Raw genomic sequence first — 15,494 nt, 5'->3', positions numbered from 1 at the left:
GACAAGCTCAGGGACCCAGTTGGACTCAGGGACCCAGTGGGACTCAGGGACCCCGTTGGACTCAGGAACCCGTGGAGGCAAGACACCCAGCCCTGGGCGCTGAGCCCGTCGAAGCATCACGGGGCGGCCCTTCGTCTCGCTTCGCTCGCTCAGGAGCCGGAACCCGAGAAGCGCTCGCGCAGCGCGGGGTCGACGGCGACGTCGCCGAAGGATGCCGTCCACGCCCCGTCGACCGCGATCGACTGCCCCGAGAGGTACGGGGCCGCGTCCGACAGCAGGAACGCGGTGACCGCTGCGACCTCCTCGGCTCGCGCGATGCGCCCCATGGGCGGCCCCTCGGACAGCGCGCGCTCGGCGGCTATCGGGTCGACGGATGCCGCGATCTGCGCCTCGAGGTGCGGAGTGCGCACCCCGCCCGGTGCGACCGTGTTCGCACGGATGCCGAGTGCTCCATAGGTCACCGCCACACTGCGGCTGAGCGCATCGATGCCGCCCTTCGTGAACTCGTAGGCGGCGTGGTCGACGAACGACGCCCGCCCATGGATCGAGCCGATGTTCACGATCGCCCCGGCGATGCCCTGATCCACGAAGGCCGAGACCGCGGCGGAACACCCCCAGAGGTAGCCGAAGCCGTTGATGTCGAGGATCTCGCGCACGACGCGTTCGTCGAGCTCGTGCAGCGGTGTGCGCTTCGTGATCCCGGCGTTGTTCACCCATCCCGCCAGCGGCGCCAGGCCCCGCGCGACGGATGCGGCCCGCTCGTGCGCCGCGCGATCCGACGCATCGCCGAGCACCACCTCGGCCACGACACCCGCCTCGATCGTCCCCGAGCCGGGCGTGCGCTCGAGCCCGACCACGACCCAGCCGTCGGCCGTCAGCCGCTCGGCGACCGCGCGGCCGATGCCCTTTCCGCTCCCGGTCACCACGACACTGCGCATCGCATCAGTCATCGCCTTCCTCCCGAGAACGCACTGAGATCGAAGACCCCTGGATCGAGGGTGAACCCGAGGCCCGCGGCATCCGTCGGCCTGACCGTGCCGGCGAACACCGGCCCTCCGACGATGAACGACGGCGCCGGGTCGTAAGGGTTCGTGCCGCGCGCGAAGGTCTCGACGCCGATGCCGAGATGCGCCGTGACCTCGGGATACACGTGACCCGACACCGGAACGCCACGATCCGACGCCCAGGCGATGAGTTCGCGGGCCGGCGTCACTCCTCCGATCGCCACCACGTCGAGGCGCAGCACGTCGACGGCCTCGGCCTCGACCAGTGCGCGCAGCACGGCGGGGTCGGTCACCTCGTCGCCGACGGACACGCGCAGCCCGCTCTCGCGGCGGATGCGCGCGCACCCCGCGGCGTCCTCCGGGAGCAGCGGGTCCTCGAGCCAGGCGAGGCGCGGGTCTCCCCACTGCGCGATCTCGGCCAGCGCCTCGTCGGCATCGCGCCAGCCGAAGCCGACGTCGACGACGAGACCGGTCCCCGAGGGCAGATCATCGCCGAGCAGGGCCAACAGTTCGCGCATGTATGCCGGATCGGGCATACGCGAGATCTTCACCTGCGACCACCCGTCCGCCTGGGCGAGCACCTCGTCGGCGACCTCTCGCGGGGTACGCGCCGCCGACGGGTAGGCGGCCACGAGCATCGCGTCACGCGGGGCGTTCCCTGTGCCGAGCATCCGCCACAGGGGCATCTCCGCCCGCCGCGCGGCGACATCCCACAGCGCGATGTCGACCAGTCCGATCGCTCGGCGCACGAGGCCGACGCGCCCGACGATCGCGCTGCCGCGCAGCATCCGGTCCCATGTCGCGGCCGGATCGTCGGCATTCGCCCCGATCGCGTGCCCCGCCACGAGCCGCTCGACGATCTCGGCCATCGGCGCCTCGCGCGACAGGCAGTAGGCGACGCCCGAGAAACCATCGGCGTCGGATGCCCGCACCGCGCTGTACTCGCGCCGGGTCACCGTCATCGCCCCGAGGTGCAGGGGCGCCGGAAGGGGCAGCACCGCCGTCGCCGTCTCGATACGCGCGATGCCGGTCATGCGGGCTTCTTCGCGAGCGGCACACCGTAGTCGACGAGGAATCCGCCGTCGACGTACAGCGTCTGCCCGTTCATGTAACGCGATTCGTCGGACACGAGGAAGCTCACGGCCGCCGCGATCTCGCTCGCCTCGGCCAACCGCCGGGCCGGGATGCGCGACAGGATCGTGTCGAGGCTGAGCGTGCCCGCCTCGACGCCCTGACGGAACACCCCGGTGTCGACGTAACCCGGGGCGACCGCGTTGACCCGCACGCCGCGCGCGGCCCACTCGGCACCGGCGGTCGCGGTGAGACCGATCACGGCGGCCTTGGTCGTGGCGTACGGCGCGCGTCCGGCCGAGCCGCGCGACGAGATCGACGAGATGTTCACGATGCGGCCGTCCCCGCGCTCGAGCATCCGCCGTCCGGCCGCCTGCAGCGCCGAGAAGACGCCGTGCAGGTTCACGTCGACCACCGCCTGCCATTCGCTCCACGTGAGGTCTTCGATCCCGCGATGCCGCTGGATCCCGGCGTTGTTCACGAGCACTTCGATGGGCCCGAGCTCGGCTTCGATGTCGCCGAACACGCGATCGACGCCGTCGTGATCGGTGACGTCGAGCTCGCGCCAGAGGATACCGGCGGGGTTCTCACCGGCGGTGAGTCCGGGCACGCGATCGGCGGCGACGACGAGGTAGCCGTCGGCCGCGAGACGCTGGCCGATCTCCCAGCCGATGCCGGCGGAACCTCCGGTGACGATGGCGACGAGACGGGTCATTTCTCTCCTGGGGTCGTGGTCGCCAGAAGCGCGGCGACGAGGTCGGCGGCGTGCTTCTCGAGAAGCTCGAGAGCGCCGGGGGCGAGCGGGGTCTGCCAGGCCTGGTAGGCGCCGCGGTCGTAGGCGTCGCGCGTGGGGAGGTACACGAAGCCGGGTCCGTTCGTGAGGTTCATCACGACGATCGGGGTCTCGGGGAACCTCGCGCGCAGGGTCGTCTGCAACCGCGAGTACGCCTCGCCCGGGTGCCCGACGATCACCGCATCGCCGAGACGCCACGCCCACACGGGGTGCGCGACGGTCGGACCGTCGATGTACCCCTCGCGCAGGTTGCGCGCGCGCCCGAGGCGCTCCTCGCGGGAGCGCGGATTGATGTCGGCCCACTCGCGCGCCAGATCGTCGAGCGTCGGCAGGTCGCGCAGGGGGAGGGAGACGGATGCCGTGACGCCGGCCGAGCGCCCTTCGTCTCGTCGTTCCGCTCCTCGCTCAGGGACCGGTTTGCGCCCCGCCCACACCGCCAGCGGCGCACCCGACTCGACGATGCGATCGAGCGTGAGTTCCTCGCCCGGAACCGGCAGCGCGTCCACCGCCGCGAGCACGGCGTGCCCGAGCGAGCGGCCGTGACGATCGGCCACCGTCACATCTCCCGTGTACTGCTCGCGCGGGGCGAGTTCGCCCGACGCGCCCTGCACGAACAGGCACGCGGCACCGGTCGCCGCCTCCACGACCTCGCGCATCGCGCCCACGTAGTCGGGCGACACCGCGCGACTCTGCCACGCGAGCGTCGTCGGGTGGCAGGCGTAGTTCACGAGCGTGGCGCGCACGCGACCTGCGACGCTCACCCGACCGATCACGACGGTGTCGTCGGCGACGGCATCGGGGTGGAAGCCCACGAGCGCACGCCCGTCGAGATCGAGTTCGCGGTCGGCGGCGAGGGTGCAGCGTCCGGTCGTCCATTCGATCAGGCCGACCTCGGCGGTGCTCAGCGCCTCGCGTCCGGCCGCGATGCCCGCGGCGGCGAGCGCATCGAGGTACCCGGGGATGAGCTCACCGCCGGGCAGATGCGCGTCGGCGGCGCAGAGCACGGCGCCCGCGTGCGTGTGCGAGAGCGAGAGCATGAGCTGGTCGGGAGCGAGCCCGAGGCCCGCGAGGATCGACCCGCGCACCCCCTGCTCGTCGGCGACCCGTCGCCACCAGGTGCCGTCGACCGCGAGCAGAACACGCGGACGGTCGTCGTCGCCGATCATGGCGAGGGCCGTCAGCTCGAACGGCCGATGCGCGCCCTCGGAGCGCTCCCAGTCGGCGGGCCCCCAGTTCTTGGCGCGGATGCCGGTGGGCGGCGTGATGTCTCGACGCGCCACCCCGACCCGCAGCGCGCTGCGCGGAATGCGGATGCGATCGCCCAGAGCGGGGTTCATCGTCGCTGCTCCCGTCGTTCGGCCGTCTCATCGACCGATGCCATAGCATCGGTGCGAGCGTGCGACCTCGGAACCCCGAGCTCCGCCGATCGCCGCCCGTTCGGAAGGACTCCCCCGATGCGCACCGTGTCAGACCAGAACATCGCCGAGCAGGTCGCCGACGAGCTGCGCGCCGCGATCCACTCCGGCGAGCTCGCCCCCGGCGAGCGCCTGGTCGAGCGCAAGCTCGCCGACCGCCTCGGCGTCAGCCACATCCCGGTGCGCGAAGCCCTCACGCGGCTCGCCGAGGAGCGGCTCATCGTGCGCGAACCCCGCCGGGGTGCACGGGTCGCGGAGTTGACGGCATCCGATCTCGACGACATCTCGAGCCTGCGCATCGTGCTCGAGCAGTTCATGGCGATCCGGGTGCAGGAGCGATGGAACGCGGATGCCGCGGCGCGCCTCGAGACGATCGTCACCGCGATGGGCGCCGCCGCCCCCGGCGACGTCGACGAGGTGCTGCGACAGGACCGGCTGTTCCACGAGACGCTCGCGGAACTGGCGGAGCACCGCTTCCTCGACGAGGTCAGCGCGCAGCTGCGCGGACGCATCGCCGGGTTCATCCGCGCCGCGAACGCCGCCCTCGACGTCGACGAGCAGGAGGAGCACGTGCGCAGCCACCAGGTGATCGTCGACGCGCTCGCGAGCGGCGACCCCGACCGCGTACGCGCCGTCGTCGCCGCGCACATCACCCGAGCGGTCGAACGCATCATCCCGACGACAGGAGCAGACGCATGACCGCCAGAACGATCGTCCTCACCGGAGCATCCGACGGCATCGGCGCGGCCGCGGCCCGCCAGCTCGCCGCGACCGACCACCGGCTGATCCTCGTCGGGCGCTCGCCCGAGAAGACGAAGGCCGTGGCCGACGACACCGGCGCCGAGTACTTCTTCGCCGACTTCGCCCGCCTCGACGACGTGCGCGAGCTGGCCGCGAAGCTGACGGATGCCGTGGGCGCCGACGGCATCCACGTGCTGGCGAACAACGCCGGCGGCATCTTCGGTGACCGCACGCCCACGGTCGACGGTTTCGAGAAGACCATCCAGGTCAACCACCTCGCGCCGTTCCTGCTGACGAACCTGCTGATGCCGACGCTGCTGGCGTCGAAGGCGGCGGTGATCAACACGTCGAGCGTCGGGCACCGGCTCTTCGGGCACATCGACGTCGACGACCTCGACAACTCGAAGAAGTTCAGCGCCAACAAGGCCTACGGCGACGCGAAGCTCGCGAACGTGCTCTTCACGAAGAGCCTGCACACGAAGTTCCACCCCGACGGCTTGAGCTCGGTCGCCTTCCACCCCGGCACCGTGCAGACGAACTTCGCCTCGGACTCGTCGAGCCTGATGCGGCTCGTCTACCGGAGTTTCCTCGGCAGGCTGCTGCTCACGAGCACCGAGGAGGGCGGCGCGATCCTGCGCTGGTTCATCGAGGGCACGCCCGATGAGACGTGGTTCTCGGGGGCGTACTACGACGAGCGCACGCTGTCGTCGAAGACCAACCCGCAGGTCGACGACCCCGCCCTCGCCGAGGCCCTCTGGCAGCGCAGCGCCGAGCTCGTCGGGCTGTAGGGGATCCGGGCGGCGGGGCCCTTCGACAAGCTCAGGGACCCAGTGGCTGAGCCGAGAAACTGGGTCGCTGAGCCTGTCGAAGCGTCCTCCGCCGTCACCCTTCGATACCCTTCGGGAATGCCTCTCGCACTCGTCACCGGAGCCGCACGGTCGAACAGCATCGCCGCGGGAATCGTGCCCCGTCTGCGCACCGACGGCTGGACCGTCGTGACCAGCGACCTCGACAGCGGCGACCAGCCCGCCGACCTCTCCGACCCGGCCGCGCCCGAAGCCCTGATCGACCGTGTGCGTCGCGACCACGGCGAGCTCTCGGCCCTGGTCCTGAGCCATGCCCACGACGTGGAGTCGGGCATCCTCGACACGACCGCGGAGAGCTTCGACCGGCACGTCGCGGTCAATGCGCGCGCGAGTCTGCTGCTCATCGCCGCCTTCGCGCGTCAGGTCGGGCCCGACGGCGGTGCGGTCGTGGCCTTCACCAGCGACCACACCACCGGCAACCTCCCCTACGGGGCGTCGAAGGGCGCACTCGACCGGATCGTCATCTCGGCCGCCCGCGAGCTGGGCCCGCAGGGCATTTCGGCGAACGTCGTCAACCCGGGGCCGATCGACACCGGATGGATGGACGACGAGATCCGCGATGCGCTGACCCCGATGCACCCGCTCGGCCGTGCAGGCACGCCGCGAGACATCGCCGGCATCACCGCCTTCCTGCTCTCGCCCGAGGGTCGGTGGATCTCCGGCCAGCTCCTGCACACCGACGGCGGCTTCTCGGCCCGCTACTGACGCGGATGCCGCGCGGCGGGGCCCTTCGACAAGCTCAGGGACCCAGGTCTGCGCGCGGCGGGGCCCTTCGACAGGCTCAGGGACCCAGGTCTGCGCGCGGCGGGGCCCTTCGACGAGCTCAGGGACCCAGTCGCAAGAAACTGGGTCGCTGAGCCTGTCGAAGCGCCCCCCACGCATGAGCACCTCAGACCGTGACGTTAGCGGTGTCGATGACGCGGTCGCCCGCGGCGGGGAAGGCCGTGCGCGTCACGCCGGACTCGACGTTGGCGGTGTGCACGAGCGTCGACGACGACCCGAAAGCCCCGTCGCCGAGTTCGATCGCGCCGCCCTCGAAGCGGTTGCCGACCGCGCGGTAGTGCGTGGCGCCGGTCGTGATCGACACGTGCGTCGCCGCCCCCTCGGCGCGGAACGTGCTGTCGGACAGCGCCACGTGCAGCTCGCCCGCTCCAGTGCGCGCCAGGCCCGTGCCGCCGACGTTCACGACGTCCGACCCCGCGACCTCGATGGTCTGGCGCTCCCCCCGCGCCGCCGCCACACGGGCGTTGCGCAGGGTCGAGCCCTCGAACCGCAGCCGCTCCGACTGCGACACGATCGGTGCGGCGTCGTCCGCTCCCACGAGCGTCGACCCCCGGAACGTCACGGCACCCGGGCCCGTGATCTTCAGTCCGCCCACGCCGTTGAGCACCGTGTCGACGAAGGTGACCGGGGTGGTGACGGCCGCACTCGTCAGCTCGCCGCCGGCCGCGACGAAGGTGACGTGCGAGCCCTCGATGAGGTTCGGCCGCGACGAGGCATCCGACTGCTGGGTGATGATGAGCGTGTCGGATGCCGTGCACCCGCGCAGCTGCGCACCGTCGGCGTTGATCCACAGCATGCCGGAGCCCGCGAGCGACGGCTTGCCGATGACCTGCACGTCTTCGAGCGTGAGGTCGGTGATGCGCACGCGGGCGACGAACCACGAGCACACGTGCTTGCGCACCGTGATGCGCTTGGCCGCCGAGCCCCAGGCCGCGCCGGAGTTCGCGAAGGTCATGAGCCCCGAGTTGCCGGTGTAGGTGAGGTCGTGCTCGTACTGCCCGTGGGTGACGAACGGTCCCTGGTCGTCACCGTCGCCGTGGCAGTTCTCGACGAGGCAGTAGGCGCTCGCGGTGAAGTCGTTGAGGTGGCGCGCGTTGGCCGTGTGGCAGTTCGCGACGTAGCCGTAGAGGCAGTAGATCTGCTGCGTCAGGTACCCCGCACCGCCCCAGGTCACCGAGGTGGGGTTCTTGAGCGTGCAGCTCACAGTCGAGTAGTAGGTGTTCCAGCGGCGCTGGATCAGCGGCCAGAAGGTGCCGGTTCCGTCGATGTGGTCGACGTCGCAGCGCACCGCGTACTCGAAGGCGAGGGGGTGCGACCCGGTGTACTCGTCGGTCCCGGTACCGAGGAACTTCAGGTTCGAGACCGTCACGTCCTGCACGGGCAGCACGTGACGCCAGGTCATCGTGCGGTCGGCGGCGAGCGGCCAGCCGTTCTTGTAGTTGATGCGGATGTGCGTGCCGTCGACGATCTGCGTCACCTGCACCAGTCTCTGCAGCTCGCGCTCCCAGCGGCCGGCGAGCGCGTTCACCTCGGCCGCGTACCAGTCGCCGACCGTGAAGAACGACGAATCGGCGACCGGGAAGACGTCGCCGAGGTCGGGGACGACCTCGTTCAGGCGCGCCTCCTGCGCCGCACCCGTCACCTCGCCCTGGAAGAACATCACGGCGGCGAACGGGTCGTCCTTGCCGGCGTTCTCGATGCCGACGGTCGTCATCAGGTGGTTGCCGAAATCGAAGGCGATGCCCGAGCGGCGGAAGATGTGCCGACGCACGAAATTGAGGTCGCTGTGCGCCTCGACGCGGTGGACGCTCGGATCGTTCACCATCGCATCGAGCGCATCATCGGCGTTCACGCTCGCGTCCATGATCCCGAACGCGCGGAAGTCGACGACGCCGTGATGCACGAGCACCCACGCGCCCTCCTTCCGCGCGGCGATGACAGTGCCGCCGTTCACGGCCGGGGCGTCCTTCTTCATGAAGCGGTAGAGGCCGTGGCCACCGTCACCCGGCGCCGCGTAACCGCTCGTGCGTACGAGGTCGCCCGCCTTGCCCTTGAGCGAGGGCAGGTCGGTCGCGAGACCGGCGTTGCCGACGTCCTTCGAGCCCGAAGAGCTCATCGGCGCCACCGGGCCGGCGGCCTGCGCGGGTGTCTGCACCGCGACCGCCGCCACACCGCCGAGGGCGGCGGCGCCGAACCCGGCGAGCAGCATGCGTCTGCTGCGCAGCGCGGCGGTCGAGGTGGTGCTGTCGGTGTCGTGCGTGATCGTCATGTCGTACCTCCTTGCGGCAGCGTGGCCGCGGTCGGGCGTGCGGCCTCGCGGTCGTCACGCAACATCCGGTTCAGTCCCCAGAGCCCCCAGAGGTCTTCGGTTTCATGCCATCGACGCCAAGTGCGCGCGATCGACGGCATGGGCGAGCGGTCGACCCGAAGCGAAGCGATCGAGCTCGTCGGCCACGATGCGCCCCTGGCGCAGCCGACCCTCGGTCGTGCCGGCCGCCCGGTGCGGCGTGAGCAGCGCACCGGTCAGCGTGCGCAGCGGATGCTCCGCTCTGAGGGGCTCCTCGTCGAACACGTCGATCGCGGCGCTGAGACGCCCCGCTCGCACCTCGACGACGAGCGCCTCCTCATCGACGAGCCAGGAGCGCGCGGTGTTCACGAGACCGGCGCCGTCGGGCATCAGCGCCAGTTCCCGGCCTCCGATGAGATGGTGCGTCTCGGGCAGCGTCGGCGCGTGCACGGCGACGATCCGCGCCCGCTCCATGGCGTCGTCGAGCGTGACGAGTTCGGCACCCAGAGCGGATGCCGCGGCCCGATCGAGCGTCGGGTCGACGAGCAGCGGACGCGCCCCCAGCAGCCGGATGAGTTCGAGGTAGGCGCGACCCGTGCGCGATGCCCCGATCACCGCGATCGGGGCGTCGAGGATCTCGTGCTGCGCCGGGACGCCCGCGTCCCAGCCGCCGCCGCGCAGCCCGTTGTGCATCTCGGGCACGCGATGCAGAAGCGCGAGCGTGAAGGCGAGCGACACCTCCGCGACCGATCGCGCCATGCCCGCCCCCGCCTGCGTGACGACGACGCCCCGGTCGAACAGCTCCGCGGTCGCGAACGCCTTGATCGAGGCACCCGTGTGCGCGACGAGCTCGAGTCGGGGCATCCGGTCGAGCACGGCGGCGTCGAACGGATCGATGCCCCAGCTCGTGATCACGACGCGCACCTCGTCGAGCGGCGCATCCGTCAGCCGGTCCACCCGCACGAACGATCCCCCCAGCCGCCCGGCGACCCCCTCGAGGCGATCGGCATCGTCGGGTGAGAAGAACTCCGCGTACAGCGCCTCGGGCACCACTGCGACCACGACGGGGAGGGCGCTCATCGCAACCAGTCCTCGCGGTGTGCGGCGATGAACGCGTCGTCGTTCAGCGCGGGGTAGGCCCGGCGCACACGGGTGATCTCCTCGGCCTGCCCGGGGGAGAGGCCCTCGGCGGGGTCGAGGCACCAGGTGCCCTCGAGCAGACCCTGCTGTCGCAGCATCTCGTGCACTCCCGCGATCACGCCGTGGAAGTCGTTGCCCGGGTCGAACACCGCCTGGTTGACGTCGACCATGTCGGAGGCGAGGAGGCTCAGCTCGCGATAGGCCGTGGCATCCCCCGCCATCGCGCGGTGCGCCTTCTCGAGCAGCGCGACCGCGGCGCGCGTGCCGACGGCCCACTGGCCCAGCAGTCCGCCGACGAAGCGCAGCGTGCGCGGCCCGTCGGGCGACTCGACGTGGAATTCGGCGAGCAGGTCGGCGACGATCGCATCGTCGTTGCCGGTGTACAGCGCGATCTCGTCGGCACGGCCGGATGCCGCGACCCCGCGCACCAGTTCGAGGGTGCGGTAGCGGTCGAAGGGCGCCGCCTTCACGGCCACGACCGCGGGGATCGCCGCGAACTCGCGCCAGAAGTCGCGGTCGAGAACCGGTCCGCCGATCGCGGTCTGCAGGTAGAAGCCCACGAGCGGCAGCACCTCGCCGACGGCGCGGGCGCGGTCGAGCAGCGCGCGCTCGTCGGCACCCGCGACGCGCGGGCTGATGAGCACCGCGTCGTAGCCGAGCGAGCGTGCGAGCTCGGCTTCGGCGACCGCCTGCGCGGTGTCTCCGGCCACCCCCGCGATGCGCACGAGAGCGGGATCGGAGCGGGCATCCATCTCCTCGGCCGCGAGCGCGAGCACCGGCTCGAAGAGGGCGTGCTCGGGGTCGCGGATCTCGAACTGCGTGGTGTGCACGCCGATGGCGAGGCCCCCGGCCCCGGCGTCGAGGTAGTAGCGCGACAGGGCGCGCTGGCGACGCTCGTCGAGTGCGCGATCGGCGGTCAGTGCGAGCGGATGCGCGGGGATCACCGCGCCGCGGGCCAGAGTGGCCGCGGCTTCGGGACGCAGCGACGGCACGGTCGCGGTACGCGCGGCGGAGGTCCCCATCAGAACTTCCCATCCCGCACGGCCCACTTGGTGGGCTTGGCGATCATGGGCAGGCCGCCCGCGATCCAGTCGGCCTGCATCGCGATGAGCGTCTCGGCCGACACCGACGGGTAGCCGAACAGCGCCATGCACCGACGCGCATCGCTGAGCAGCGCGGTCGGCTGGGGCTCGTCGACGAGGTCGACCTCGCGGTCGAACAGCGCTCCGAAGCGGCGGGCGATCGACTCGACGCTCAGCAGCTCGGGGCCGGTGAGGTTGATCGTGAACGGGTCGGTGGAGGCGTGGTTCAGACTGCGCAGCACCACCTCGTTCGCGTACCCCTGCCAGATCACGTTGACGTTGGCGGTGGCGACCGACACCGGCTCACCCGCGTTCACCGCGCTGCCGATGTCGGCGAGCACGCCGTAGCGCAGATCGACGGCGTAGTTGAGGCGGATGATCGCGACCTTCGTCCCGCGCTCCTGCGCACCGAACTCGAACACCCGCTCGCGTCCGAGGCACGACTGCGCGTACTCGCCGATCGGTGCGGGAGCGAGCTCTTCCGATGCTCCGCCCGACGATGCCGGCACGAAGGGGTAGACGTTCCCGGTCGACAGCACCGAGATCGCGCTGTCGCGGTAGCGGCGGGCGACCCGGTCGGGCAGCGCCGCGTTGACCTCCCACGCCCACGAGGCGTTGGTCGCGGCCCCGAACTTCGCCCCCACCATGAACACCACGTTCGGGGCATCCGGCAGCGACGAGAAGTCGTCGTTCTCGATGAGATCGAACGGCACGACGCGCACGCCGGCCCTCTCGAGGCGCGCACGGATCTCGGCGTCGCCGAACCGCGAGACGGCGTAGACCGCATCGGCCTCACGGCCCGCGGCATCCATTCCCCGACGGGCCAGCATCGCGAGGGTCGGGCCCATCTTTCCGCCGGCCCCGAGGATGACGAGGTCGCCCGAACCGCTCGCGAGGTCGTCGACGAGCGCGTCGCTCGGTGTCGCGAGGGCCTCCTCGAGATCGGCCTCGGAGGTGAAGTGGCGCTGAGGCATGTGGTGCTTTCCCTTCTTCTCAGCTGGTGTCTCTAGCCCTTGATGCCGGTGCCCGTGACGCCCTCCTGCACGTAGCGCTGAGCGATCAGGTACGCGAGGAAGATGGGCAGCAGCGCGACGACCGACCCCGCGAGCATCGTGCTCAACGGGACGTTCTGCTGCTGCAGCGACGAGATGCCGACGGTGAGGGTGAACATCGAGTTCGACTTGGCGATGATGAGCGGCCACAGGAAGTCGTTCCAGTGCCACAGGAACACGAAGATGCCGAGGGTCGCGAGGATCGGCTTGCACAGCGGCAGGACGATGCGCAGGAAGATGCGGAACTCGCCCGCTCCGTCGATCCGCGCGGCCTCGAACAGTTCGTCGGGCAGCCCCTGGATGAACTGGCGCATGAGGAACACGGCCTGCGCGTTCGCGAGCGTCGGCAGGATGAGGCCCCAGTAGGTGTCGATGCCGCCGAGGTTCGCCATCAGGATGAACGTCGGGATGAGGGTGACGTGGAACGGCACCATCACCATCGCGAGGAACGACCAGAACATCACCTCCTTGCCGCGGAAGCGCTTCTTGGCGAACGCGTACCCGGCGAGCGCCGACAGGAACAGCACGGCGACGACCGAGACGAGCGAGTAGACGAGCGTGTTGAACAGCCAGCCGAGGATGTTCTGCCCGCCCAGCACCTGCTCGTAGGACTCGAAGGAGATGTCGGTCCAGGGGATCAGCGATCCGGGAAGGTCGACCACCATGCCGGGCTTGAGGCTCAGCACGACCATCGCGTAGAAGGGGAAGAAGCTCAGGATTCCGGCGAGGCTCAGCCAGATCCACCGCACCACCACGCCCATGCGTGTGGGTTCGAGGGCGCGGAACGAGCGATGGCGGCGCGGGGCGGCCGGTTTCTGCGGCGGCGCCGAGACCGGCGTCTGCGTGGGCGGCTGGATCAGGGCGGTCATTTCTGCTTTCCGATCACGAGGCGCTGGATGAGGGCGACCACGAGGGTCATGACGAAGAGGGCGACACCGACCGCGGCCGCGTAGCCGTAGTCGAAGTACCGGAAGCCCTGGTCGTAGAGCAGGTAGACGAGCGAGTAGCTGGCGTTCGCCGGCCCACCCTGGGTCATCACGTAGATGACGTCGAAGACCTGGAAGGCGGCGGTCGTCTCGATCACCGCGAGGAAGAAGAACGTGGGGCGCAGGTACGGCAGCACGATGTAGCGGAAGCGTTTCCACGCCCCTGCCCCGTCGACCAGCGCCGCCTCCTCGAGCTCGCGAGGGACGTCCTGCAGGGCCGCGATGATGATCATCATCCCGTAGCCGAACCGCGACCAGACCCCCACGACGACGATCGCCGGGATGACGAGCACGGTGCTGCCGAGCCACGAGCCGCCGAGCCCGAGCGGAGCCATGAGCTGCGACCAGGGCCCGTTGCTCGAGAAGATCCAGACGAAGATGCTGCCCGCGAGCACGAGCGAGGTGATGACGGGGAGGAAGAAGATCGACCGGAAGAACCGCGCACCGCGGAACGCGCGTCGCACCCCCAGCGCCATGATCGTCGAGAGCGCCAGGGAGATCGGCACGGCGAAGACGGTGTAGACGAGCGTCGTGCCCATCGCCCGCCAGAAGAGCGGATCGGCGACGAGTCGCTGGAAGTGGTCGAGTCCCCGCCAGGCGATCTCACCGGAGATGTCGTAGTCGAAGAAGCTCAGAGCGACGCCGGCGATGCTGGGGCCGAAGCGGAACGCGATGAAGAGCAGGAAGGCGGGGAGCACGAAGAGGAACGCCACCCGCGCCTCGCGCCGGGCGAGCAGGCGGGTCACCGTGCCCTGCGGCTTCTTCGGCATGGTTGCCGTCGTCATGAGAACCTCACGTCGGGTCGGGAAGGGACGGGGGTGCGCAGCGGATGCCGCGGCGCACCCCCGTGGTCACTACTTGATGAGCGGGGCCGCGGCGGTCGCGGCATCCTTCAGCGCGTCGGCCGGGGACTTCTGACCCAGCAGCGCCGCCTGGATCTCGGGGGCGAGCACGCCCATGAGCGCACGCGAGCTCTCGTTCAGCTCGCCCACCGTCGTGTCGGGCACGTACTTCTCGACCTCGCCGAGGAGCGGGTCGTCGGCGTAGAGCGGCTCGGTGGTGCTGAGCGCCGAGAAGTACCCGGCGGCGGTGAGGTAGGGCTCGACGACCTCGGCGCTGGTGGCGTACTCGGCGAACTTCGCCGCGGCATCCTGCGCCTTCGATCCCTTGAGCACCGAGAGCGAGCCGACCGTGCCGTAGGCCACCGACTTCTCATCGGTGAGCGGAGCGAGCACCTTGACGTTCTCCTCGCCCCAGAACGGAGCGACTTCGGTCACGCCGTTGTTCCAGGTGCAGGCGACCTTGCCCTGAGCGATCGCGGTCTGCTCGAGCGGCACGTTGGTGGTGAGCGCCTCGGGGTCGAGGGCCCCCGCCTCGGCCAGATCGGTGATGAAGGTGAGCGCCTCTTCGCCGGCCTTGCTGTCGAAGCCGACCTCGCCGTCGTCGTAGACCTGTCCCCCGGCCTGCCAGAGCAGCGGGTAGAAGGTGAGGTTGAGGGTGTTCTCGGCCGACGCCGGGTAGTTCAGCACGTACATGTCGGCCGCCGTGAACTCCGGCGCGATGTCGATGATGTCGTCCCAGGTCTCGGGGTACTCGGTCACGCCCGCGGCCTCGAAGGCGGCGGCGTTGCAGATGAGCGGCTGGGCGCTGGTCAGGATCGGCGCCCCGAGGATGTCGCCGTCGATCGTGACGGACTCCTTGACGTTGGGGAGCAGGTCGTCCTGCCGCTGCTCGCTGAGCAGGTCGTTGAGCGGGGCGATCGACGACTGGTACGCCGACAGCTGGTCGGGGATGAGGTAGACGACGTCCGGACCCTTGCCCGCGGCGATCGCCGTCTGCAGGGACTCGTCGCGGTTGGCCCACGGGAAGATCTCGTAGTTCACGTCGATGCCGTCGTTCTCGGCCTCGAAGGCCTCGATCGTCGAGTCCCAGAAGTCCTTGTGCACCGCCTCGTCGGCGATGACCGGGTAGAGCCAGACCGTGATGCTCTGGTCTCCTTCAGCGGTGCTTCCTCCGCCGGCCGAACATCCGGCCAACAGGGTGGCGGTCGCGACTCCCGCGACGACGCCGGTGATCTTGCTGACGCGCATGGTGCTCCTTTGCTTGAACCGTGCTGAGTACGGTTCATTATGACATCGAGATGGGATAATTCGTCAAGGACAAGTTCTCAGACGGTTGTTTCCGCCGTGTTTCCGGCTCGAGAACGTCCGAGCCTGATCTGAGAATCCGGTGTGCTAACTTGTTCGCACACCGACCACGTCGATGAAGAGAGGA

General features: G+C 70.2%; 14 protein-coding genes. 3 read left to right on the top strand and 11 right to left on the bottom strand.

The window, feature by feature from the left end; genetic code table 11:
* Window positions 1–149 precede the first annotated feature (149 nt).
* The 4 genes from KV396_RS07470 to KV396_RS07455 are packed head-to-tail and all read right to left on the bottom strand — an operon-like array spanning window position 150 to window position 4,205.
* Complete coding sequence (locus KV396_RS07470) at window positions 150–950, bottom strand: SDR family NAD(P)-dependent oxidoreductase (protein WP_247957384.1); 801 nt, start codon at window positions 948–950, stop codon at window positions 150–152.
* Window positions 947–2,038 carry a mandelate racemase/muconate lactonizing enzyme family protein gene (locus KV396_RS07465; RefSeq protein ID WP_247957383.1) on the bottom strand — a complete coding sequence of 364 codons (1,092 nt, stop codon included), beginning with the start codon at window positions 2,036–2,038 and terminating at the stop codon, window positions 947–949. Before KV396_RS07465 ends, KV396_RS07470 begins: the two co-directional genes overlap by 4 nt.
* Window positions 2,035–2,790 carry an SDR family NAD(P)-dependent oxidoreductase gene (locus KV396_RS07460; RefSeq protein WP_247623865.1) on the bottom strand — a complete coding sequence of 252 codons (756 nt, stop codon included), beginning with the start codon at window positions 2,788–2,790 and terminating at the stop codon, window positions 2,035–2,037. Before KV396_RS07460 ends, KV396_RS07465 begins: the two co-directional genes overlap by 4 nt.
* Window positions 2,787–4,205, bottom strand: coding sequence for a hypothetical protein (locus KV396_RS07455; RefSeq protein ID WP_247957382.1), 1,419 nt, complete (start codon window positions 4,203–4,205; stop codon window positions 2,787–2,789). Before KV396_RS07455 ends, KV396_RS07460 begins: the two co-directional genes overlap by 4 nt.
* Window positions 4,206–4,322: 117 nt before the next feature.
* Here KV396_RS07455 and KV396_RS07450 point away from each other — a divergent pair, with 117 nt between their 5' ends.
* The 3 genes from KV396_RS07450 (at window position 4,323) to KV396_RS07440 (ending at window position 6,595) form a co-directional block, all read left to right on the top strand.
* Window positions 4,323–4,982 carry a GntR family transcriptional regulator gene (locus KV396_RS07450; protein ID WP_247957381.1) on the top strand — a complete coding sequence of 220 codons (660 nt, stop codon included), beginning with the start codon at window positions 4,323–4,325 and terminating at the stop codon, window positions 4,980–4,982.
* A complete protein-coding gene (locus KV396_RS07445; protein ID WP_247623868.1) occupies window positions 4,979–5,812 on the top strand; it encodes an SDR family NAD(P)-dependent oxidoreductase in 834 nt (277 codons plus the stop codon). The genes KV396_RS07450 and KV396_RS07445 overlap by 4 nt, the downstream gene beginning before the upstream one ends.
* Before the next feature lie 117 nt (window positions 5,813–5,929).
* Window positions 5,930–6,595, top strand: coding sequence for an SDR family oxidoreductase (locus KV396_RS07440; RefSeq protein WP_247957380.1), 666 nt, complete (start codon window positions 5,930–5,932; stop codon window positions 6,593–6,595).
* Between the two features lie 184 nt (window positions 6,596–6,779).
* Here KV396_RS07440 and KV396_RS07435 read toward each other — a convergent pair whose 3' ends face one another.
* From KV396_RS07435 to KV396_RS07405, 7 genes are all read right to left on the bottom strand, one after another.
* Complete coding sequence (locus KV396_RS07435; RefSeq protein ID WP_247957379.1) at window positions 6,780–8,942, bottom strand: peptidase C14; 2,163 nt, start codon at window positions 8,940–8,942, stop codon at window positions 6,780–6,782.
* Window positions 8,943–9,044: 102 nt separating this feature from the next.
* The gene (locus tag KV396_RS07430) at window positions 9,045–10,040 is read right to left on the bottom strand and encodes a hydroxyacid dehydrogenase (protein WP_247957378.1); all 996 of its coding nucleotides are present in this window, start codon (window positions 10,038–10,040) and stop codon (window positions 9,045–9,047) included.
* The gene (locus KV396_RS07425) at window positions 10,037–11,122 is read right to left on the bottom strand and encodes a dihydrodipicolinate synthase family protein (RefSeq protein ID WP_247957377.1); all 1,086 of its coding nucleotides are present in this window, start codon (window positions 11,120–11,122) and stop codon (window positions 10,037–10,039) included. The genes KV396_RS07430 and KV396_RS07425 overlap by 4 nt, the downstream gene beginning before the upstream one ends.
* Window positions 11,122–12,156 carry an NAD-dependent epimerase/dehydratase family protein gene (locus tag KV396_RS07420; RefSeq protein ID WP_247633273.1) on the bottom strand — a complete coding sequence of 345 codons (1,035 nt, stop codon included), beginning with the start codon at window positions 12,154–12,156 and terminating at the stop codon, window positions 11,122–11,124. The genes KV396_RS07425 and KV396_RS07420 overlap by 1 nt, the downstream gene beginning before the upstream one ends.
* A 32-nt stretch (window positions 12,157–12,188) precedes the next feature.
* Window positions 12,189–13,103, bottom strand: coding sequence for a carbohydrate ABC transporter permease (locus KV396_RS07415; RefSeq protein ID WP_247623874.1), 915 nt, complete (start codon window positions 13,101–13,103; stop codon window positions 12,189–12,191).
* The gene (locus KV396_RS07410) at window positions 13,100–14,005 is read right to left on the bottom strand and encodes a carbohydrate ABC transporter permease (protein ID WP_247633275.1); all 906 of its coding nucleotides are present in this window, start codon (window positions 14,003–14,005) and stop codon (window positions 13,100–13,102) included. Before KV396_RS07410 ends, KV396_RS07415 begins: the two co-directional genes overlap by 4 nt.
* Before the next feature lie 69 nt (window positions 14,006–14,074).
* Window positions 14,075–15,310 (bottom strand): ABC transporter substrate-binding protein, encoded by a 1,236-nt coding sequence (locus KV396_RS07405; protein ID WP_247633276.1) that lies wholly within the window; start codon window positions 15,308–15,310, stop codon window positions 14,075–14,077.
* Window positions 15,311–15,494: the final 184 nt, after the last annotated feature.

The sequence above is a fragment of the Microbacterium galbinum genome (genome assembly GCF_023101185.1).
Taxonomy (GTDB): Bacteria; Actinomycetota; Actinomycetes; order Actinomycetales; family Microbacteriaceae; genus Microbacterium; species Microbacterium galbinum.
This window is presented reverse-complemented; position numbering and strand designations above follow the sequence as displayed.

Bases quoted from the DNA above. Each gene is read 5' to 3' on its own strand.
- KV396_RS07415 (WP_247623874.1), bottom strand. From the start codon at position 13,103: ATGACCGCCCTGATCCAGCCGCCCACGCAGACGCCGGTCTCGGCGCCG.
- KV396_RS07420 (WP_247633273.1), bottom strand. From the start codon at position 12,156: ATGCCTCAGCGCCACTTCACCTCCGAGGCCGATCTCGAGGAGGCCCTC.
- KV396_RS07450 (WP_247957381.1), top strand. From the start codon at position 4,323: ATGCGCACCGTGTCAGACCAGAACATCGCCGAGCAGGTCGCCGACGAG.
- KV396_RS07425 (WP_247957377.1), bottom strand. From the start codon at position 11,122: ATGGGGACCTCCGCCGCGCGTACCGCGACCGTGCCGTCGCTGCGTCCC.
- KV396_RS07470 (WP_247957384.1), bottom strand. From the start codon at position 950: ATGACTGATGCGATGCGCAGTGTCGTGGTGACCGGGAGCGGAAAGGGC.
- KV396_RS07440 (WP_247957380.1), top strand. From the start codon at position 5,930: ATGCCTCTCGCACTCGTCACCGGAGCCGCACGGTCGAACAGCATCGCC.
- KV396_RS07410 (WP_247633275.1), bottom strand. From the start codon at position 14,005: ATGACGACGGCAACCATGCCGAAGAAGCCGCAGGGCACGGTGACCCGC.
- KV396_RS07455 (WP_247957382.1), bottom strand. From the start codon at position 4,205: ATGAACCCCGCTCTGGGCGATCGCATCCGCATTCCGCGCAGCGCGCTG.
- KV396_RS07460 (WP_247623865.1), bottom strand. From the start codon at position 2,790: ATGACCCGTCTCGTCGCCATCGTCACCGGAGGTTCCGCCGGCATCGGC.
- KV396_RS07445 (WP_247623868.1), top strand. From the start codon at position 4,979: ATGACCGCCAGAACGATCGTCCTCACCGGAGCATCCGACGGCATCGGC.
- KV396_RS07405 (WP_247633276.1), bottom strand. From the start codon at position 15,310: ATGCGCGTCAGCAAGATCACCGGCGTCGTCGCGGGAGTCGCGACCGCC.
- KV396_RS07435 (WP_247957379.1), bottom strand. From the start codon at position 8,942: ATGACGATCACGCACGACACCGACAGCACCACCTCGACCGCCGCGCTG.
- KV396_RS07465 (WP_247957383.1), bottom strand. From the start codon at position 2,038: ATGACCGGCATCGCGCGTATCGAGACGGCGACGGCGGTGCTGCCCCTT.
- KV396_RS07430 (WP_247957378.1), bottom strand. From the start codon at position 10,040: ATGAGCGCCCTCCCCGTCGTGGTCGCAGTGGTGCCCGAGGCGCTGTAC.